15 protein-coding genes are annotated in these 20208 nt (G+C 64.8%); 1 reads left to right on the top strand and 14 read right to left on the bottom strand.

Features of this window, described 5'->3' with window-relative positions:
- Positions 1-17: 17 nt before the first annotated feature.
- The 10 genes from DY201_RS20400 to DY201_RS20355 all read right to left on the bottom strand — a co-directional run bounded on the left by DY201_RS20400 (position 18) and on the right by DY201_RS20355 (position 11763).
- The gene (locus DY201_RS20400; protein ID WP_115732788.1) at positions 18-1118 is read right to left on the bottom strand and encodes a helix-turn-helix transcriptional regulator; all 1101 of its coding nucleotides are present in this window, start codon (positions 1116-1118) and stop codon (positions 18-20) included.
- Between the two features lie 349 nt (positions 1119-1467).
- Entirely contained in the window at positions 1468-3276 is a 1809-nt protein-coding gene (locus tag DY201_RS20395) for an ABC transporter ATP-binding protein (protein WP_115732787.1), read from the bottom strand.
- Entirely contained in the window at positions 3273-4217 is a 945-nt protein-coding gene (locus tag DY201_RS20390) for an acetamidase/formamidase family protein (RefSeq protein ID WP_115732786.1), read from the bottom strand. Before DY201_RS20390 ends, DY201_RS20395 begins: the two co-directional genes overlap by 4 nt.
- Positions 4207-5850 (bottom strand): ABC transporter substrate-binding protein, encoded by a 1644-nt coding sequence (locus tag DY201_RS20385; RefSeq protein ID WP_115732785.1) that lies wholly within the window; start codon positions 5848-5850, stop codon positions 4207-4209. The genes DY201_RS20390 and DY201_RS20385 overlap by 11 nt, the downstream gene beginning before the upstream one ends.
- 69 nt (positions 5851-5919) lie before the next feature.
- On the bottom strand, positions 5920-6840 hold the full coding sequence (locus DY201_RS20380) for an ABC transporter permease (protein WP_115732784.1): 921 nt from the start codon (positions 6838-6840) through the stop codon (positions 5920-5922).
- A complete protein-coding gene (locus DY201_RS20375; protein ID WP_115732783.1) occupies positions 6837-7742 on the bottom strand; it encodes an ABC transporter permease in 906 nt (301 codons plus the stop codon). Before DY201_RS20375 ends, DY201_RS20380 begins: the two co-directional genes overlap by 4 nt.
- A complete protein-coding gene (locus DY201_RS20370) occupies positions 7720-8370 on the bottom strand; it encodes an ANTAR domain-containing response regulator (protein ID WP_115732782.1) in 651 nt (216 codons plus the stop codon). The genes DY201_RS20375 and DY201_RS20370 overlap by 23 nt, the downstream gene beginning before the upstream one ends.
- A gap of 13 nt (positions 8371-8383) precedes the next feature.
- Positions 8384-9490, bottom strand: a complete 1107-nt coding sequence (locus DY201_RS20365; protein ID WP_115732781.1) for a transporter substrate-binding protein — start codon at positions 9488-9490, stop codon at positions 8384-8386.
- A gap of 779 nt (positions 9491-10269) precedes the next feature.
- Positions 10270-10902: a LysE family translocator gene (locus DY201_RS20360; protein WP_115732780.1), complete on the bottom strand. Its 633-nt coding sequence runs from the start codon at positions 10900-10902 to the stop codon at positions 10270-10272.
- Between the two features lie 201 nt (positions 10903-11103).
- Positions 11104-11763: a response regulator gene (locus tag DY201_RS20355; RefSeq protein WP_115732779.1), complete on the bottom strand. Its 660-nt coding sequence runs from the start codon at positions 11761-11763 to the stop codon at positions 11104-11106.
- A 132-nt stretch (positions 11764-11895) separates the two neighbouring features.
- On the opposite strand from DY201_RS20355, the gene DY201_RS20350 reads away from it, so the two are divergent.
- Positions 11896-13662 carry an ATP-binding protein gene (locus DY201_RS20350; protein WP_115732778.1) on the top strand — a complete coding sequence of 589 codons (1767 nt, stop codon included), beginning with the start codon at positions 11896-11898 and terminating at the stop codon, positions 13660-13662.
- 100 nt (positions 13663-13762) lie between these two features.
- Here the strand turns inward: DY201_RS20350 and DY201_RS20345 are convergent, their stop codons facing one another.
- The 4 genes from DY201_RS20345 to DY201_RS20330 form a co-directional block, all read right to left on the bottom strand.
- Positions 13763-13981 carry a DUF7660 family protein gene (locus DY201_RS20345; protein WP_115732777.1) on the bottom strand — a complete coding sequence of 73 codons (219 nt, stop codon included), beginning with the start codon at positions 13979-13981 and terminating at the stop codon, positions 13763-13765.
- A 221-nt stretch (positions 13982-14202) separates the two neighbouring features.
- On the bottom strand, positions 14203-15540 hold the full coding sequence (locus DY201_RS20340; RefSeq protein WP_115732776.1) for a purine-cytosine permease family protein: 1338 nt from the start codon (positions 15538-15540) through the stop codon (positions 14203-14205).
- Between the two features lie 109 nt (positions 15541-15649).
- Positions 15650-17659 (bottom strand): hydantoinase B/oxoprolinase family protein, encoded by a 2010-nt coding sequence (locus DY201_RS20335; RefSeq protein WP_115732775.1) that lies wholly within the window; start codon positions 17657-17659, stop codon positions 15650-15652.
- A 47-nt stretch (positions 17660-17706) separates the two neighbouring features.
- Positions 17707-19767, bottom strand: coding sequence for a hydantoinase/oxoprolinase family protein (locus DY201_RS20330; protein WP_245432053.1), 2061 nt, complete (start codon positions 19765-19767; stop codon positions 17707-17709).
- Between the last annotated feature and the right edge of the window lie 441 nt (positions 19768-20208).

Here is a 20208-nt window from a genome sequence, read left to right as displayed (position 1 = left end):
GCTCATTCAATCTATGCCTAGCTGCCCGGTCGCGGCAGCGTCACGCCGAGCAGCAGCCGGACCAGCGACGACTGCTTGGACACCCCCGACTTGGCGAAGATCGAGCGCAGATGCGAGCGCACGGTTTCCCGGGCGATGCCGAAATCCTGGCTGATGGCGTCGATGGTGCGGCCGTCGGCGAGCGCCGCGGCGATGCGCGCTTCGCTCGGCGTCAGGTCGAACAGCGCCTGCAGCACCTTGACCGGCGGTGCGCCCGGGCCGGGCAGCGGCATGATGACCAGGATGCTGTTCATGCGGCTGAACACGTCGTTCGCCGAGCCGCGCACCGGCAACAGATGCGCCACGCCTGACGGCTTGCCGTCATCGCCCTTGATCGGGAACGACTGGACGATGCCGCGCCGGGTGCCGACGGCGAGTGCCGCAAGTGCCGCCTCGAGCAGCGCATCGGCTTTCCTGTCGGTGATCTGGGCGCGGGCCGTGCCGTCCTGCACCATGTCGGGGATCAGCCTGTCCATCAGCTGGTTGCAGGCGAGCAACTGGCCGCGTCCGCCCAGCACCGCCGCCGGCAGGCCGAGCGCCTCCAGCGCATCGGCGCCGGCGCGCGCCTTTTCCAGGCCGATCCGTGCGCCGACCATGGCCGCGCGCGCAATATGCGGCCGCAGCCGGTCGAGCGCCTCGACATAGGGCCGTTCGAACGGCCCGCGTGCGGTGGAGCGCTCGAGGTTGAACGACAGCACGTCGCCGGTGGGCAGCGGGATATGGGTGCCGGCGGCCCAGCCCATGCCGCGCGGCCTGAGGAAGTCGCGGTAGATCGGCTCGCGCTCCAGTTCCTCTTCGCTGAAGGCATCGAGGTCGGTGATGAAGCCGGGATAGGCCAGCGCTTCGGCGCGCGCCGCCCGGCCGTTCACCGCCATCCAGCCTTCATCCATGAAGGCCCCGACATGGGGTGCCACCGCATCGGAGGCGACATAGGCGGAAGCGCCCCGGCTGATGGTGAAGAGGTAGCCGCCCATGCCGTCGACGGCCCTGGCGAGGTCGTCAAGCAAAACAGGCCATTTCTCCGGGACGAAGGACGCCTCATAGATCTGGTCGATGAATTTTTCGCACAGCTCCGCCAATCGTTGCCACTCCCACCCTGGCCCGCGACCGGTTATGCAAAGTCATTCGCCCGTGGCGACAGGCCGGCGAGCGGATCCGCCAGGCCCAGGCATGGTCGAACACGCGGCTGTAATTCAGCTTTTGTTAACCATGCTTGATCGGACGATAGCACTACACTTTGATTCATCAAATGCCGGCTGCCGTGCACAAACGTCGCAATGGCATATGCCAGTATGATCTTTCCACAATCTCTGCCGAAGGCTGTGACGTCTGATGGATGACGAGCCGACCTCCGGCGCGACCGACCCCCGGCGCGACCGAACCTCGGCGCGACTGGCGCGCCGGACAGGGATCGGCGGGTCGGCGGGCTTACCGATCCGACGATTCGGCGACGAGGTGGCCGCCGCCGACGTCGGTGAGCACCAGTTTCTCAGGCGCATCGCCAAGCCTGCGCACCGGGCTCGGAATCTCGCGCTCCATGCGGGCGAAACGTGTCCGGCGCCTGAGCGGATCGGGAACCGGCACCGCCTCGATCAGCCGCCTGGTGTAGGGATGGCGCGGATTGGAAAAGATCTGGTCGCGCGTGCCCATCTCGACGATCTGGCCGAGATACATGACGGCGACACGGTCGGAGATGTTCTCCACCACCGCCATGTCGTGCGAGATGAACAGATAGGCGACGCCGAATTCGCGCTGCAGCTCCTTCAGCAATTGCAGCACGCGCGCCTGCACCGATACGTCGAGCGCCGACACGCTCTCATCGGCGATGATCAGCTTGGGCCGCAACGCCAAGGCGCGGGCGATGCAGATGCGCTGGCGCTGGCCGCCGGAAAACTCATGCGGATAACGCTCCATCTGCTCAGTCGAAAGACCGACGCGCTCGAACAGGGCGGCGACCCGTTCGCTGCGCTCCTCTGATGTGCCGATGTCGTGAATCAAAAGCGGCTCGGCGACGAGGTCGCCGACACGCATGCGCGGATCGAGCGAGGCGTAGGGGTCCTGGAAAATCATCTGCACGTCGCGGCGCACCGCCTTGCGCGCTTCGCGGCCGAGGCCGGACAGGTTGCGCCCGCCGATCTCAAGCTCGCCGTGATAGGGCACCAGGCCGGCAAGCGCTTTCGCCGTCGTCGACTTGCCGCAGCCGGATTCGCCGACCAGGGACAGCGTCTCGTTGGGCGCGATGGAAAAGCTGATGCCCTCGACGGCATGCACCCGGCGGTTGACCCGGCCGAAGAAGCCGCCGGTCAGGTCGAAGCGGACATGGAGGTCGCGCGCCACAGCGACCGGCTGGGGTTTCGCCGCTTCGATCTCCGGGAGTGCTGCCTGCCGCGCGGTGCCCATGCGCGGCACCGCGGCCAGCAGGTCGCGTGTGTAGTCGACTGCGGGCCGTTCGAAGATGTCGGCGACCTTGCCCTGCTCGACCATGCGGCCATTGCGCATGATGATGACGCGGTCGGCCATTTCGGCGACCACGCCCATGTCGTGGGTGATGAGGATGACGCTGGTGCCGTGCTGGCGCTGCAGGTCGCGCAACAGTTCGAGCACTTCGCCCTGCACGGTGACGTCGAGTGCCGTTGTCGGCTCGTCGGCGATCAGCACGTCGGGCTTCAGCGCCAGTGCCATGGCGATCATGACGCGCTGGCGCATGCCGCCGGACAGTTCATGCGGATATCGTTTCAGCCGGCTTTCGGCCTCGGGGATGCGCACGGCGGTCAGCGCCTCGATGGCGAGTTTGCGCGACTGGGCCGCGGAAACACCTTTATGGGCCTCGATCGCCTCGACCAACTGGCGGCCGATCGACAGCACCGGGTTGAGCGAGGTCATCGGCTCCTGGAAGATCATGGCGATGCGGTTGCCGCGGATGCGGCGCATCCGGCGTTCGTCGAGGCCCGCGAGATCGGTGTCGCCGAGCCTGATCGAACCGGCTGATAACAGGGCCGCCGGCTGCGGCAGCAGCGCCATGATCGCCAGCGAGGTCATCGACTTGCCGGAGCCGGATTCACCGGCGATGCACAAGGTCTCGCCGCGCGCCAAGGAGAAGGAGAGGTCGGAGACGACAGGCCGTTCGCCGTCTTCGCCGCGCACGGAAATGGTCAGCCCGGCGACGTCGAGCACCGGCCTGTCGGCTGCCGGGGCAGGGGCTCCGGCAGCCTGTTTCGGATCGGTCGCTGCGTTCATTCGAACACGCAGCGCGGGAAGTAGAACGACACCACCCAGTTCGGCATGTCGACAATCTCCGAGATGCGCAGGTCGCCGCACACCGACACCAGCATGTAGGCGTCGACGGGGTCCATCTGGTAACGCCGTGACAGCAGGTCGACCATCTGGGCGACGGCTTCTTTGGCGCCGGTCATCAAATCGGGACCGATGCCTGTGGTCACCTCATAGCCCTTGGCGTCGAGATGCCGCGTCACCGGCCCCGGCGTGGTGAAGCGCGGCGTCTTCAGCCTGGCATCCTTGACCAAATCGAGGGTCAGCACGACGTTCATCGGGCTTTCGATCGCCGTGCCGCAGACCTCGCCGTCGCCCTGGGCGGCATGCGTATCGCCGACAGAGAACAGCGCGCCCGCCACTTCGACAGGCAGATAGAGCACGGTGCCGGCGGCAAGGTCGCGGATGTCGAGATTGCCGCCGACGCGGCGTGGCGGCACCACCGAGTGGTGCCCCATCTCGGCAGGGGCGTTGCCGATGGTGCCGGCGAAAGGCTTCAGCGGCACGCGGCCGTTTTTGCCAAAAAGCGCCGGTTCGAGCGAGGTCGCGTCATATTTCCAGATGGTGAGCGCCGGCTCCTTGAAGTCGTCGGCGAGCAGGCCGAAGCCCGGGATGTTGGCCGTCCAGCCGAAGCCGGACGGCTTGAACGCCTCGATCGTCACCTTGAGCGCATCGCCCGGTTCGGCGCCCTCGACGAAGATCGGCCCGGTCACCGGGTTGATCTGGTCGAAGTCGAGCTTTGCGATGTCGTCGACGGTGCTGTCGGCCGTGAGCTGGCCGCCCGAGGAATCAAGGCATTCGAACTCGATCGTCGAGCCGGGCGTCACCCGCTCGGCCGGGGCAAATGAATTGTCCCAGCCGAAGTGATGATGGCGTCCGTGGATGGTGTAGTTGCAGTTATTGCACATCGTTCACATACACATAGTCGTAGTTGATCGGGATATGGACCGGGTCGACATACAGCTTGTCGTCGCCGCCCATGCGCGGCGACTTCATGGTGAAGCGCTGCTCGTTGAAGACGGGCGCCCAGGGTGCGTCGGCCATGATCTTGGCGTAGATCTCGCCCCACAATTTGGCGCGTTCCTCGGCCTTGGCGGGATCGACGATCGAATCGGCCGCTGCCGCCTTTTCGTCGAGCTCCTTGTTGCAGTACCAGGCCCAGTTCCAGCCGCCCTGCACCGCACCGCCGCAGCCGAGGATCGGGCCGTAGAAGTTGGACGGATCGGGGAAGTCGGCGATCCAGGCCATGCCGCCGGACCAGATCATCGGCGCGCCGTCCTTTTCGCCGCCGGCGGCAATGACGTTGGCCTGGGCGAGCGACTGGATCGAGGCCTTGATGCCGATTGCCGCCAGATCCTGCTGGATCGCCTGGGCGATGCGCGGGTTGGGATCGGTGTTCATGACGAACAGTTCGGTCTCGAAGCCTTCGGGATGGCCGGCTTCGCCGAGCAGCGCCTTGGCCTTGTCCAGATCGAAGGCATAACCGGTGAAAGCCTTGTCATAACCCGGCATCGACGGCGGCAGCGGCTGGTTGGCGGGGACGGCGCGGTTGTTGATCAGCTTGACGATGCGGTCCTTGTTGATCGCCATGTTGACCGCCTGGCGCACCTTGACGTTGTCGAACGGCGCCATCTGGGTGTTCATGGTGACGTAGCCGGTCTGCAGCTGGCCGCCTTCGACGACGCGCGCCTTCTGCTCGGGATCGGCCATCACCTCCTGGAACTTGGCCGGCGGAATGCCGTCGCCCGGAACGTCGACCTCGCCATTCTGCAGGCGCAGAAGGGCTACGATCGGCTCCTGGCCGATCTCGAAGGTGATCTTGTCGATATAGGGCAGGCCCTTGTGCCAGTAGTCGGCGTTGCGCTCGAACACCAGGCGCTGGCCGAGCGTCCACTCGGCCATCTTGTAGGCGCCGGTGCCGACCGGGTGCTTGCCGAAGTCGGCGCCGTATTTCTCGACCTCTTCCTTGGGCACGACATGGCTGAAATTGATCGCCATGACATGGAGGAAGGTGGCGTCGGGGCGCGACAGCTCTATCTTGACCGTCGAGGGATCGACCACGGTTACGCCGGCCAGGCTTTCCGACTTGCCGCCGGCGACGTCGTCATAGCCGTTGATCGAGGCGAAGAAGCCGGCGCCCGGGCTCTGCGTCTTGGGGTTGGTGACGCGGTCGAGCGAATATTTGACGTCGTCTGCCGTCATCTCGCGGCCATTGTGGAATTTCACGCCCTTGCGCAGCTTGAAGGTGAAGGTCTTGCCGTCGGGCGAGATCTCGTAGCTTTCGGCCAGTTCGGGTCGCAGCGTGGTGGTGCCGGGCTCGTAATCCATCAGCCCGTCGAACAGGCTCTTGATCATCGACCAGTTCTGCCAGTCGTAGCCGATCGCCGGATCGAGGGTGGCGACATCGTCCTTGTAGGTGATGGTGATCGCGCCGCCCTGCTTGGCCTTGGGGTCGAGCGTTTCCTGTGCCGTGGCTGATACCATGCCGAGCGCCAGCAAAAGCGCTGACGCGGCGACGGTTGATTTTAACAGCTGTTTCATCCGAGGTTCCCTTCTCTTTGTTTGTCTGCTTGTCGTCTGTCTGTCGGCAGTCTTGTGGTCTGTTGGGGATCAGCGCAGCTTGATGCGTGGATCGATGAACGGGGCGACGATGTCGGCGAGCAGATTGCCGAGCACGATGGCGCAGGCCGAGACGAGCGTGACGCCCATGATGATCGGGATGTCGACGCGCTGGATCGCCTGCCAGGCGAGCTGGCCGATGCCGGGCCAGCCGAACACGCTTTCGACCACCACGATGCCGCCCATGAACATGCCGATGTCGATGCCGATCATGGCTATGACAGGCAGGATGGCGTTGGGCAGAGCGTGGCCGAACAGCACGGCGCGCTGGGCCAGGCCCTTGGCGCGGGCGGTGCGGATATAGTCCTGGCGCAGGACGTCGATCATCGACGAGCGCATCATGCGCGAATACCAGCCGGCGCCGAGGATGCCGAGCGTCAGCGACGGCAGCACCATGTGGCTGAAGGTGCCGTAGCCGCCGATCGGAAACCAGCCGAGCTTGACGGCAAAGACGTAGAGCAGAAGCAGGCCGACGACGAATTGCGGCGCCGACACGCCGATGAAGGAGCCGACCATCAGCGCCTGGTCGGTGGCGGTGCCGCGCTTGACCGCAGCGACCAGGCCCATGCTCAGGCCGATGACCAGCTCGCAGACGATGGCGCCGACCATCAGAAGCAGGCTGGCCGGCAGGCGCGCCACGATCAGCTCGCTGACCTCCGAACGCTGGATGTAGGAACGGCCGAGATCGCCGCTGACAAGGTTGGTCAGATAGCGCCAGTATTGCACGGCGAAGGGCTGGTCGAGCCCGAGCTGCTGGCGGATGCTCTCGACCGTCTGCGGGGTGGCGCTGCGGCCGGCGATCTGGCGCACCGGATCGGCCGGCAGGAGATAGAGCAGGGCGAAGGTGATCAGCGACACGCCGAGCAGGATCAGCGCTGCCTGGATCAGCCGGCGGGTGAGATAGGCGATCATGCCCGGCCTCGCTGCGTCGGGTCGAGAATGTCGCGCAGCGCATCACCGACGAGGTTGAAGGCAAGCGCCAGTGCCAGGATCGCCGCACCGGGGAAGAACACCAGCCAGGGTGCTGCCTGGAAATAGGTCTGGTTCTCGAAGATGATGTTGCCCCACGACGCCGTCGGCGGCTGCACGCCGATGCCGAGATAGGACAGCGTCGCTTCCAGAAGCACCGTCGTCGAGATGCCGAGCGTGCCCCAGACGATGATGGTCGGCAAAAGATGCGGCAGGATGTGGCGGAACAGGATGCGTGCCGTACCGGCGCCGATGGTGCGCTCGGCGTCGATGAACTCACGTTCGGCAAGCGAGCTGGTTTCGGTGAAGACGATGCGCGCCGTCTGCACCCAGTTGACCAGCGCGATCACCATGGCGACGATCCACAGGCTGGGCTGGAACACGGCGGCCAGGCAGATGGCGAGCAGCAGGGCCGGAAAGGCCATCATCAGGTCGGTAAAGCGCATCAGGGCCGCCCCGACATAACCGCGGAAGTAGCCGGCGGTGATGCCGACGAGCGTGCCGATCAGAAGGGCAGCGCCATTGGCAACGATGCCGATGATCAGCGAGGTCCGCGCGCCATAGAGAATGCGGGTCAGAAGGTCCCGGCCGAGCAGGTCGGTGCCGAGCCAGAAGGTGGCGCTGGGCGGCAGCGGTGCGCCTTCCAGCGTCAGCCCGTCGAACATCTGCTCGTTGGGGTCGTAGCCGGTGAGATAGGGGGCGAGCAGGGCGCCGGCGACCGTGAGCGCGATGATCACCAGGCCGGTCAGCGCCAGCGGCCGCCTGACGAGGCGGCGCCAGACACCGGCGCGTGCCTTGGCCGGCACAGCGATGGCGGATATCTCAGGCGCGATGGGACTGGTCAAGGCCGCCCTCCTTCTCGGTCTTGGCCTTGTCGGTCATGGCCTTTTCGCTCAGGGCCTTGTCGGTGAGGGCGACGACACGCCGGGCGGCGTCCTCGAGGCTGACCTGCCAGTTCATGGCGAGCGAACGCAACTGCGCATAGGCGCGCTCGTCGTCGACGCCCTGGCTCGACAGAGCGGCAACAGCGCGCACGATGGTCTGGCGCTCGGCGACGCGCTGCTGGAGTGCTGCGATCTCGTCGGCCAGCTGCCGGCGCGCGGCAAAACTCTGGCGGGCGATCAAAAGCGCGCTGTAGACGCCGGCATTGCCGACCGGCTTCAGCAGCTGCGCATCGGCCTTGTGCGACAGCGCCCATTCGATCCGGCCCGGCGCTTCCGAGCCGATCAGCGCAATCGTCGGCATCGGGGCGGCACCCCGCGCCCACGGAAACTGCTGGTCGAAGCCGAGATCGACGTCGAAGAACACGAAATCGGCGGCCAGCGCCTCGGCCGGCAGGTCCGGCCAGCAGTCGACGACCTCGAGGCCGATCGCCTGGAGCTGGCGTGATATGGCGCCGACCGTGGCATGCGGGCGGTGCAGCACGAATGCCCTGGCACCGCCGAGATTGGGGATATGGGCGGCCCGGCTCATGACACGACCCCGCTCATGACACCACCTTGAGCCTGGCACGGCCGAAGGTCCTGGCCCGGTCATAGCGCGAGAGATAGGGGTCCGGGGCGACAGCTTCGATATGGCTGACGCGTTCGAAGCCAAGCCCCGAGATGCGGCCGATCTCGACCGGCAAGGTCGCGTGCTGGGTCTGCGGGTCGACGGCGATGGTGCCGAAGGGCGTGGCGAAACTTGACCTGGCAAAGGCGGTGGACAGTTCGGCGAAACCCGCGCCGGGATTTGCCTGGAGCACCTTGGCCAGCACCATGACCGAGGCATAGGCCGAAGCCTCGAAGGACGATGCAGGCGTCTGGGCCGTGGCCGTGCCGGCGTCGCGGAAATAGGGCCCGACGGAGAGGTGGCCGCTTCCTGCCTCGCCGATCGCCGGCAGTTCGGCCTCGGTCAGGTTGCAGGACAGGATCGGGCAGCGCTCCGGTCCGAAATGCGGGTCGTTGCGCGCAAGCTCGGCATATCTGGCGAAGAAGGCGTAGGACGAGGTGCCGATCAGATTGTTGAGGATGAAGGACGGCCGTGTCGCCCTGATCTCCTCGATCAGCCTGGAGACGTCGGTCTCGCCGATCGGCAGATAGCGCTCGCCTGATACCTTGCCGCCGGCATCCGCAATCAGGTCGCGCGCGACGCGGTTGGTTTCCCAGCCCCAGATGTAGTTGGAGCCGAGCAGGAAGCCATCGGCGCCGAAGCGCGGCACGACATGGGCCAGAAGCGGCACCAGATGCTGGTTCGGGCAGGCATGCATGTAGACGACATGCTCATTGGCCTCGAAGCCTTCATAGGGGCAGGCATACCACAGTGCCGCACCCGACTTCTCCAGCACCGGGATTACCTCCTTGCGGCTCCACGAGGTGACGGCGCCGACGACATGACGCGCGCTGCTCTGGCGCAGGATCTCGTCGCACAAGGGTGCGTAGCGGTCGATATTGCCGCCGGGGTCGCGCTCGATGGCAACGAGCTCGATGCCGCTTGCCGGGTCGGCGTTGACGTCCGATATGGCGCGCATGGCACCCGCATGGCAGGCATTGGCGACCAGCTGATAGCTGCCCGAGCGCGAATAGAGCACGCCGATTTCGATGCGCGACTTCAAAAATTCCTCCCAAAAACAAAAATGCCCCGCAGCCGCCGCCGGGAGGCGAGGCATACGAGGCATGTTTGCCACCCGGCAGTCGGGGCCGGTATTTGATGTCAGCCTAGCCTGTCGCGCCTGCCAGTCAAGGGGGGCGATGCAGATGCATGGATCCGGGCAAAGGCATGGCAACTGTGTTCAAGCGAGCAAGCAAGCGGCAACACTCCCAACCCTTCGTCATCCTGCCGTAAGGGTTTGGAACGTGATGAGGGTGGAGGAAAGAGCAGGCCCGGACCGTCTTTGCGCTGCCGACAGGTCACGGCATGGATCCCAGGGTCGCCGCGACGTCGCTGCGCTCCTGCTCCGCCCTGGGATGACGAGGGGGTAGGGGCGTTCTCCAGCAATCTGCGACGTTTCCTGTTGGCTCGAGACAGGCGTTGGAGATGAGCGGCAACGCCTGCGCATTCGTCATCCTAGGGCGAAGCAGGAGCGCAGCTCCGTCGCGGAGACCCTGGGATGACGAAGCGGAGAGGCCGCTCGCGGCAACCGGCTCACCACCTAAGCCCGCGACGACGCCCCCGCCCTTCGTCATCCTAGGGCGAAGCAGGAGCGAAGCTCCGTCGCGGCGACCCTAGGATCCATGCCGTGAAGGTGAGGAATGCGGAGAGGGCAGAAGAAAGAGCACCTGTTTGCTCGCTTGAACACAGTTGCCATGCCGTGACGTTGTCGCCGGGCTCCAGCGGTCAAGAACACCTGCTCTTTCTGCACCCGCCTTAGGTGACGCTTGATCAGGCAGCCCGTCAGATCTGGTGGCCGACCAGCGCCAGGCCGAGCCCGACAAGGATCGAGCCGCAGGCCTTGGGCACGATCCAGCCGGTATTGCCCGATGCGACGCGGGCAAGGGTGACCGAGGCGATGCCGACGGCAGCGACGTCGGCTGCCGAGAAAACCAGGTTGACGAACATGCCGAGCAGCAGGAACTGCAGCCACACAGGCAAGGCGGCTGCCGGATCGACGAATTGCGGCAGGAAGGTCAGGAAGAACAAGGCGGTCTTCGGGTTGAGGATCTCGACGATGATGCTGTCGCGCAGGCTTTGTGACGCGAGACTGGGCGAGGCGGGGCTGGCGGCGTCGCCATGCGACTTGCCCCAGCCCATGAACATCGAGAGGCCGAGCCAGACGAGATAGGCGGCACCGGCAAGCTTGATCGCCTCGAAAAGCATCGGCGCCTGTTCGATCAGCGAGGCCAGGCCGATGGCCGCGGCGAAGATGTGGACGTAGCAGCCGATATGGACGCCAAAGGCTGCCATCAGTCCGGCCCGGCGGCCGAGCGCCACCGTCTGCGCCGTCATGTAGAGGATTGCCGGCCCCGGCATGCAGGCGAAGGCCAGCGTTGCCAGGGCAAACGGCAACAACAGTTCCAGCGACGACATGTCGGCTCCTCCCCAATGATCCGATCGCCACATGACGCGATCGCCACATGACGCTGTGGAAGGGAGGAATAGGCTGGGCCATCAGGCGAAAACATACGGCATGTGGCGTATATCGACTGCCCGTCGCCTCAGCTAAATAGTTGATGGTTAAGCAGATATTGACGTGATGCCGGGCGCGGGCAGGGCGCTGCGCGGCAGCCTTCAGGCTGTGGGCAAACCCAGGCGAACCGCATAGGCGGTCAGTTCGGCGGCACTGTGGAGATTGAGCTTGCCCATCAGGTTTTCGCGATGCTTGCGCACCGTCAGCGGGCTGATGCCGAGCCGCTCGGCGATTTCGCGCGCCGTCAGCCCCTGCGCCACCAGTGCGAGGATTTCGCGCTCGCGCCGGGTCAGCGGCACCGGCGACAGGATGTCGGGCACGGCGTGCTGCCTGCCGCTGCCGGACGCCTCGCCGACGGCGAAACGCACTGTGCGGGCAAGGTAGGTGCCGCCTTTCCCGATTGCCTCGATCGCCTCGCCGAGTTCCTCGGGGTCGCCGTCCTTGGTCAGATAGCCGCTGGCGCCGACCTCGAGTGCGGCGCGCACCGTCCGCGGCTCGATATTGGCGGTCAGCACGATGATCTTCAGCCTGGGCACGAGCTCCCTGATGTCGGAGATGAACTGGATGCCGGCAACGCCGGGCATGCCGAGGTCGAGCAGCAACAGGTCGGCGCGGGTCTTTGTGACCTGCTCCAGCAAGGCCTCGCCATCCGCGGCTTCCGCCACCACCGACATGTTGTCCATCGTCGAGATCAGCATCTTCAGCCCTTCGCGCACCAGCGCGTGGTCGTCGGCGAGGATGAAGGTGAGAGGGCGGTTCATGTGGTCACCATTCATGATGAAGCGATGCGAATCGGCGGAACGCCAACTTATGGGAAATAAATTGTCGGTAGATCAACAGTCCCTGATGAGGAAAGCTTATGCGATCTTCATCCGGTACTTCAGGGGAATCGGATGCAGGAAGACAAGATACGCCAGGCTCTGGTCGAGCTTCTCTATCGCAATTCATATGGCGTGGTCATTTCCAACATCGTCATTTCGCTCGCCGCCGTCTACGTCTTGCGCAGCGGCATTTCCACGCCATGGCTGGCGGGATGGCTCGGCACGCTCTATGCGCTGACGGCGCTGCGCGTTTTCGCCTCCCGCCGCTTCTTCAGCCGGCCGCGCGATATCAGCACGATCATGCGCTGGGCCTGGCTGGCGGCCGCCTTCTCCTGGGTCTCGGGATTGTTGTGGGGCATGTTCGGCTGGGTCGGCTTCCTGCCCGAAGCGCCGCTTCTTCTGTCCTTCACCGTGGTGGTGCTGACCGGCCTGGTCTGTGGCACGGTGCCGTCGCTTTCGGCCTTTCCGCCGGCGCTGATCGGCTCGATCCTGGCGACGGTGTTGCCGGTCGCCGCCCGCGTCATCACCAGCGGCAGCGCGATTTCGGCAGGCTTTCTGTTCCTGCTCGTCTCGCTCGTGGTGATCAATTTCTACTATTGCCGCATCACCTACCGCATGTTGCGCGAGACCATCAGCCTGCGCCTGGAAAATGAACGGCTCGTCGAGCATCTGCAGGAGGAGCGCGACCGGGCGCAAACCGCCGACCGCGCCAAGACCCGCTTCCTCGCCGCGGCGAGCCACGACCTGCGCCAGCCGATCCATGCGCTCAGCCTGCTGGTGTCGACGATTGCCGTGCTGGCCAAACGCGGCAACGTGCCGGCCGAGCAGGCGCGCGGCCTTGCCGGCCGGGCCAAGTCGATCATCGGCAATCTCAGCGGCCTGCTGAACGCGCTTCTCGACATCTCCAAGCTCGATGCCGGCATCGTCACGGTTGCCCGCGAAACCGTGTGCCTGCGCGAACTGTTCCGCGATTTTCGCGAGGAGTTCGCCACCGAGGCCAAGGAGCGTGGCCTGAAATGGCGGGTGGTCGACAGCCATCTGCTGGTCGAAAGCGACCCGATGATGCTGAAGCGCGTGCTGACCAACCTGGTCACCAACGCCTTCCGCTACACCAGGCAGGGCGGCGTCGTGCTCGGCTGCCGCAAGCGCGCCGGGTTTGTCGAGATTCAGGTCTGGGACAGCGGCCCCGGCATTCCAGACGACCAGCAGGCGGTGATCTTCGAGGAATTCGTGCAATTGCAGAACCCGGCGCGTGATCGCACGCAAGGGCTCGGCCTCGGCCTCGCCATCGTCCGCCGCACCGCCGGCTTGCTGAAGCATCCGCTGAGGCTGGTATCCAGACCGGGGCGCGGTTCGATGTTTTCGATCACCGTGCCGGAAGTCCGCGCCGCGAAGGCGCCGGTGCCGCAGCGCGAGACGCGGACTGAAGCCCGGACTGGCGGCATCATCGTCGTCGAGGACGAGAACGACATCCTCGAGGCGATGGAGCAGCTGCTGACCATCGAGGGCCACAGCGTCTATGCCGGACGCTCGGCGGCGGAGGCCCAGGCGGTGCATGCGGCCGCCGCCCTGCGCGGCGCGGCATCGGTCGACCTGATCATCTCGGATTATCGGCTGGCCCATGGCGCCACCGGGCTCGAGGCCATCCGCATGCTGAGCGCCTATCTCGGCCGCAGCGTGCCGTCGATCATCATCACCGGCGACACCTCGCCGTCACGGCTGAAGGAGGTGAGCGCCGGCGGCAGCCGCATCCTGCACAAGCCGATCTCGGAAACCGAGCTCAGCCAGGCGATCCAGGCGGCATGGGCAGAGGGCAGGGCGGTGACGGCGGGGGAGTGAGCCTGGCTGGCGGAGAGATGCAGGCAGGTGGCTTCATCGGTCATATCCGCGAAGCCATGCGCTCGGACGAATTCACGCCGATGGTGCCGACGACGAGGCTTTACTCATAAGATGCCCCTGACCGCAGCAACTCGGCAGCATGCCGCCATTGATTGTCACGGGCAGGACTGTCCCAATCATCAACCCAGGCAGCCATCGCTTCGAGAAAACTGGCCAGGTCGATATTCTCCCAATTCCCGGCTCCGGCGCTGAGCTCGCCGCGCATCGCATCCAGAAAGCGAAGGAAGCTGTCTTTGTCGTAAACGGTTTCAGGGCCCATGGTACCTCCATCTCGCGACTTCAGTACCAGTGTTGAGCCCGATCCGGAACGTCATGGCAACTGTGTTCAAGCGAGCAAGTAAGGGCCTCCTTCTTCTGCCCTCTCCATGTTCCTCACCCTCACGTCATGTATTCACGGGGGCGGCGGGGCAAGGACGGTCAAAAACAATCCGGGCGCGGTCGGTTCTCGATGGTCGAGAACGCGACCGCGCCCGGTTGGCCTCAGGAGGCTATGGCGACGGTTCTGATGCGCGACGACAGCGCCCAGAACAACAGGAAGCTGCTGGTGACGGTTGCCGGTGCCGAGAGCAGTTCGAGGTTGGGGATGGCGAGCAGGATGATGCCGATGGCGACCGCACCGAACCAGGCGACCATTCCGGGCGCGTAATAGGCCGGGAAATCGTCGTCGGAACGGGCGCTTTCCTCGCCGCTGCCGTCATGTTGTCCGCACATGATATAGGCCAGCGCCACGCCGACCCAGGCGACGACGAAGATGCCCTGATAGGCGAGTGCGACGAGCAGATACTGGAAGATGTCGGCCAGCATCACGAAATAGACGATGACGCCGACGATGATCGCCCAGACATATTTCGGCATCTCCAGCTTGAACACCAGCCGGAAGAACGCCTGCATGTTGACTGTCGACAGGTAGAAGTTGGTGGTGTTGATGCGCGTCTGGCTGATCCAGACGAACAGCAGGCCGAGCGCGCCCATCATCACGATCAGCGCCTTGACGACCGACACCTCCGAGGTTGCGCCCTCGAGCGGGATCGTCTGCACCAGGAAGATGCCGACCAGGCCGTTGACGAAATAGGTCAGCGTGTAGAAGGGCAGGCCGAAATTGAACACGGCGTGGTAGGTCTCGTCCTCCTTCTTGCCGAAGCGGGCGAAGTCGAAGGTGCACATCATCATCCACCAGACGCCCATGAAGGCGATGAAGACGTTGATCCAGCCATAGGGCGGGGCGCCGCCTTCCGGCGTCATGGTCAGCCAGGCGTTGGAATAGCCGTAATGCGAGATGGCATAGATCACCGTGCCCATCAGGCCGACGAGATAGAGCGGCAGGAGATAGCCGTTGAACTTGTCGAGCCAGTGCTGGACGCTGCCGAGGATCAGCGGCACGCTGTAGATGCAGACGATCAGGGCAGCGATTGCGAAGGTCAGGCCTTCGAAATAGTAGGTCGCCGCAGTCGCGATGACCGAGCCTTCGAACACCGCGTAATAGATGCTCGAGACCGCATAGATGAAGGTGGCGATCGCCGAGCCGTAGCGGCCGAACAAGAGCCTTGAAAATAGCGACACCGACAGGCCGCTCCTGATCGCGTAGCGGGTGATGACCGCATTGATGGCGGAGTAGGAGATCACCGTCAGTATCAGGCCGATGATCGTATTGGCGGTGCCATAGATCTCGGCCAGCGTCGCCGAGATGATGAGAAAGAACATGGCGCTGCAGATCGCCCAGAAGGCCATCGTCAGATTGAGCTTGGGCATGCGGCCACTGGGTGGCACCGGCCGTTGCGAATAGTCTAATTCCCCTGCGACATCGAGACTTCCAGACATGGTTCATCTCCAGATTTTTTGATTTTTGCCAGACTTCTTGATTCTGCTTATGCAAACCCCGTTGGCGAAGAAGGCAGCAAGCCTGCTGGAGCTTGCTGCCTTCCCTTGATCAGGCGACCTTCAGGGTCGCGTTGGCGGCCTGGCCCGATGCCGTCCAGTAGGGAACCGTCCGCCGCTTCAGCATCTCGCGGAACTCGGCGGTGGTCTTGGGAAGAAGCTCGCCCGAGCCCCAGTCGACGATGACGCCGTATTGGCGGATCAGGTCGAGCATGTTGAGCTTCTTGTCGCGATAAAGGGCGGCGATCTTCTCGGCGTCCTCGTTGAGCCAGTCCTTGCGGTGGCTGGCGATGCGCGCCCGTTCGGCCAGCGTGGCGTTCTCGTCGACCCTGTATTGGTCGAGGTCGAGATCGACGACATGGACGACGACGCCATAGTCCTTCTTCGCCCGCTCGACCGAGACATAACCTTCGACCACGTCGCTGAGCACGCTCTGGATATCGCGCTTGAGCGGATCGCCAAGGCCGCCGCCGCCGGCCGAGGGCCGCTGCACGGTGTCGCCCTGCTGCAGCGGCACGCCTGAGAACAGCGAGCCGAGATACCGCTCCTTGTCCTGGCCGGGATTGACCCAGACGCCGTGCGGGATCGACGGCAATCCGCCCCACAGGCCCCAGGTGATCGAGCGCTCGCGGTCGCAGCAATACGACACCACGGTGCGTTCGCAGGCGTAGAGCGTGCCGCCCTTCTGGACGCCGAGGCCGCCGCGGAATTCGCCGGGGCCGCCGGAGTCGACCATCAGCTCGTGGCAGGTGGTGAGAACAGGCGACAGCCGCTCCTGGCCTTCGAAGGGCTGGGTGCCGAGCTGGACGCCGAACACCGGGCCGGTTGCCGCCCAGCCGTCACGGCCGTTGCGCGCGCCCCAGCCGCCGACCATCCAGTCGTACCACATGAAGTAGGGCTTGCCTTCGTGACGCGTGTCGCGGCCGCCGATCAGCAGATAGTCGAGGTTGAAGGTGCAGGCCATGGCGCGTTCCGGCAAGACCTCCGCCCAGAGCTCGAAGACCGCGTTCATGATCTTTTCGAACGGACCGGAAGCGAAGCCGGCGACCGGGGTCGGCCATTCGGCATTGACCACCGAGCCGAGCGGGCCGGCATCGACCGTCACCACCCGGTAGAAGCCGGAGTTCATCGGAATGTCGGGCGACTGCATCTTGGTGCCGGCAACGACGGCGGCGAAGGCGCCGCCATAGCAGCAGTTGAGGAACGAGCCGACCGTCTTGGGGTGGGAGCCGGTCAGGTCGTAATGGACCCGGTCGCCGTCGATGGTCATCTTGACCTTGATCGGCACCAGCCCTTCGCCCTCGTCGGGATCGACGTCGATATAGTCTGTTGTCTCCCAGGTGCCGTCGGGTAGCTCGGAGATGCGCTGGCGCGTCATGTCCTCGACATAGTCCTGGACCTCGTTGAACGACTTCTTGATCGTGTCGACGCCATATTTGTCGCACAGGCGCTGGATCTCGCGCTCGGCCAGGCGGCAGGCTTCGGCCTGGGCCTGGAGATCGCCGATGATGTCGCTGGGCGCACGCGTGTTATGGGCGATCAGCTCGGCGACGTCGGAGAGATAGACGCCCTTGCTGTAGACCCGGACCGGGGTGATGCGCAGGCCCTCGGCCATGTGGTCGAGCGCGTTGACGTTGAACGAGCCGGGCACGGCGCCCCCGACATCGGCCCAGTGGCCGTTGGCCTGGGCGAAGCCGAGCAGCTCGCCCTTGTAGAACATCGGCGCAAACAGGCGGGTGTCGTTGAAGTGGGTGCCGCCCTGGTAGACGTCGTTGATGACGAAGACGTCGCCCGGATGCACGTCATGGCCGAACTTCTTGATCACCGCCTTTGCGGTCAGGTGCAGCGTGCCGACGTGAGCGGCGATGTCGCCGCTGCCTTGCATGATGGTGTCGCCGGTCGGGTCGCACAGCGCCGAGGAGAAGTCGCGGGAGTAGATGACGAAGGAGTAGCAGGTGCGCAGGATCTGCTCCGCCATCTGGTCGACGATGTTGACATAGGCGTTCTTCAGGACCTCGAAGGTAACCGGATCGAGCGTGCGGCGATCTTTTCTAGGTGCCATTTCCAATCTCCAATTCAGAATTTGCGTGAGGGCTAAAGCTCGTTCGTTCAGGACTGCTGCGGGACGTGCATCCTGATGATCAGGTACTCGTCCACCTCGGCCTTGATGCCGGGCGGCACGACGATGGTCGAGTCGAGCTGGTCGATGATGGCGGGGCCGACGACGACGGCACCCGCATGCAGGGTCGAGCGGTCATAGACCGGGGTCTTGATGCGCTGCGGCGCTTCGTCGAAGCGGACCAGGCGTTCGCCGACGGGGGCGGGCAAGGGCGCTGTGCGCAGTTCGTGTTTGGCAAGCTCGGCCTTGCGGTTGAGGCCGGTGGCCTTGACCTGGATGCGGCACACCTCGACCGGGGCGTCGGGCCTGGAATAATTGTGCTCGCGGCCATGCTCCTCGTGGAACTGCCTGACCGCCTCGTCGAGGTTTTCGATGTCGGCGCTGACCGGGATCGACATCGAGCGCCACTGGCCGAGATAACGCATGTCGATGTAGCGCTGGAACAGCATCTGCTCGGGCGAGATATCCTCGCTCAGCAGGCGGTCGTGGCCGTCTTCTTCGAGCAGGCGGAAGGCGCTGTTGAGCTCGGCCATGTCGATGTCGCTGACCGTGTCGGTGTACATCTGGGTGATGTCGTGGGTGATGTCGACGAGCAGGCAGCCCATGGCCGAGGTGACGCCGGGATTTGGCGGGATCAAGACGACGGGGATGTAGAGGTCGCGGGCCAGCGCCACGCCATGCAGGGCACCGGCGCCGCCGAAGGCGACCAGCGCGAAGTCGCGCGGATCGTAGCCCTTGCGCAGCGACACCAGGCGCACGGCGTCGGCCATGTTGGCGTTGGCAACCTTCAGGATCGACAGTGCCGCCTGTTCCGCATCCATGCCGAACGGTTCGGCGATGACGCGGTTGATGGCGCTTTCCGCCAGCTTGACGTCGAGTTCGACCCTGCCGCCGGCGAGCTTGGTGCCGAGGCGGCCGAGATAGACATTGGCGTCGCAGTTGGTCGGCTCCGTGCCGCCCTGGTTGTAGCACACCGGTCCCGGCGTCGAGCCGGCCGATTGCGGTCCGTTGCGCAAGGCACCGGCCGCGTCGCGCCAGGCCAAGGAGCCGCCGCCGGCGCCGATGGTCAGGACCTCGATGCTGGGGAAGCGGATCGGATAGCCATATTCGACATGCCAGTCATTGGTGACGTGGAGATGGCCGTCGGAGCACAGGCTGATGTCGGTGCTGGTGCCGCCCATGTCGAGGCTGATCGAGTTCTTGTAGCCGGCAAGCTCGGAGATGAAGCGGCTGGCAATGGCGCCGGCAGCGATGCCCGATGCCGCCAGGCGTGCGGCAAATTTGGTGGCGCCCTTGGCGGTCATGACGCCGCCGCCGGAATGCAGCAACAGCACGTCGCCGGCATAACCGCCGTCCTGCATGCGGCTTTCGAGCTCGGCGCCATACTGGCCGGCGACCGGTCCGAGCACGGTATTGGCGACGGTGGTGTTGAAGCGTTCATGCTCGAAGATCTCGGGCATGATGTCGCTCGACAGCGAAATCGACACGCCCGGCAGTTCCTCGAGCAGGATGTCGCGCATGCGCTGCTCGTTTGCGGGATTGACGAAGGAATTGACGAAGCAGATGGCGACGTTGTTGACGTTGCGCTTCCTGATGACGCGGGCGAGCTCGCGCGCCTCGGCTTCATTGACGCCTTCGATGACCTTGCCCGAATAGTCGATGCGCTCTGTCACCACCAGCCGGTCGCGGCGCGGCAGATAGGGCGGGGCCATCTCCTTGTAGGTGTCCCAGAGGTCGTCACGCGTGCCACGGCGGATTTCGATGACGTCGCGAAAACCCTTGGTCGTGACCATGATGGCGGGCGGGAAGCGGCGGGTGATCAGCGCGTTGGTGGCAAGCGTCGTGCCATGCGAGAACAGGATGATGTCGCGCAGCGCCACGCCGCCCGCCTCGATGCCCTTGAGCACGCCGTCGATCGGGTCCGGCGTCGTCGGCGTCTTGGCGACATGGATCTTGCCGGAAGCCTCGTTCAGGATGCACACATCGGTGAATGTGCCGCCCACATCGCAGGCCACACGCACCGCAGTGCCAAATGTCTCTACCTTGTTCACGTCCAGTTCCTCCTCAGGCTGATTGGTGTTGTCGTGCTTCCGCCGGGCGGGGCCGTTTTGGCAAAGCTCCGCACGTCTGGAATCCTTGCGGAATCCCAGGGATGTCAGGGGTGCGAGCGAGGTCAGTCGCTCGAAGCGGCAATGGCTATTGTCAGCGTCGTTGCTGTCTGCGCAGCCGAAGAGACGGGGCGCGCAGCGCACTGGTGGTGTCTCAGCCCGCAGCGTCGCAGGCCTGATGTCGATGATCATCCGCAACTTCCCGATTTCTGTCAACCGGGATTTCGTCTGATCGGCGCAACATCAGGCAAAGCAACCTGTTGTGTGGTTTGCCGGCTCGCCTGCGACCGTCGGACAGGCTTTGCCTGAACAGCGCAGTGGCCTGATATCGTTTGCCGAGGCGCAAGCGAGTTGACGGGCCAGATCGCTTGAGGCACAGTTTAC

The organism is Aminobacter aminovorans (assembly GCF_900445235.1).
GTDB lineage: Bacteria > Pseudomonadota > Alphaproteobacteria > Rhizobiales > Rhizobiaceae > Aminobacter > Aminobacter aminovorans.
Note: the sequence above shows the minus strand (reverse complement) of the source record. Positions and strands in the feature narration are given on the sequence as shown.

Bases quoted from the DNA above. Each gene is read 5' to 3' on its own strand.
- DY201_RS20380 (WP_115732784.1), bottom strand. From the start codon at position 6,840: ATGATCGCCTATCTCACCCGCCGGCTGATCCAGGCAGCGCTGATCCTG.
- DY201_RS20345 (WP_115732777.1), bottom strand. From the start codon at position 13,981: ATGGGCCCTGAAACCGTTTACGACAAAGACAGCTTCCTTCGCTTTCTG.
- DY201_RS20340 (WP_115732776.1), bottom strand. From the start codon at position 15,540: ATGTCTGGAAGTCTCGATGTCGCAGGGGAATTAGACTATTCGCAACGG.
- DY201_RS20360 (WP_115732780.1), bottom strand. From the start codon at position 10,902: ATGTCGTCGCTGGAACTGTTGTTGCCGTTTGCCCTGGCAACGCTGGCC.
- DY201_RS20335 (WP_115732775.1), bottom strand. From the start codon at position 17,659: ATGGCACCTAGAAAAGATCGCCGCACGCTCGATCCGGTTACCTTCGAG.
- DY201_RS20385 (WP_115732785.1), bottom strand. From the start codon at position 5,850: ATGAAACAGCTGTTAAAATCAACCGTCGCCGCGTCAGCGCTTTTGCTG.
- DY201_RS20355 (WP_115732779.1), bottom strand. From the start codon at position 11,763: ATGAACCGCCCTCTCACCTTCATCCTCGCCGACGACCACGCGCTGGTG.
- DY201_RS20395 (WP_115732787.1), bottom strand. From the start codon at position 3,276: ATGAACGCAGCGACCGATCCGAAACAGGCTGCCGGAGCCCCTGCCCCG.
- DY201_RS20350 (WP_115732778.1), top strand. From the start codon at position 11,896: ATGCAGGAAGACAAGATACGCCAGGCTCTGGTCGAGCTTCTCTATCGC.
- DY201_RS20390 (WP_115732786.1), bottom strand. From the start codon at position 4,217: ATGTGCAATAACTGCAACTACACCATCCACGGACGCCATCATCACTTC.
- DY201_RS20370 (WP_115732782.1), bottom strand. From the start codon at position 8,370: ATGAGCCGGGCCGCCCATATCCCCAATCTCGGCGGTGCCAGGGCATTC.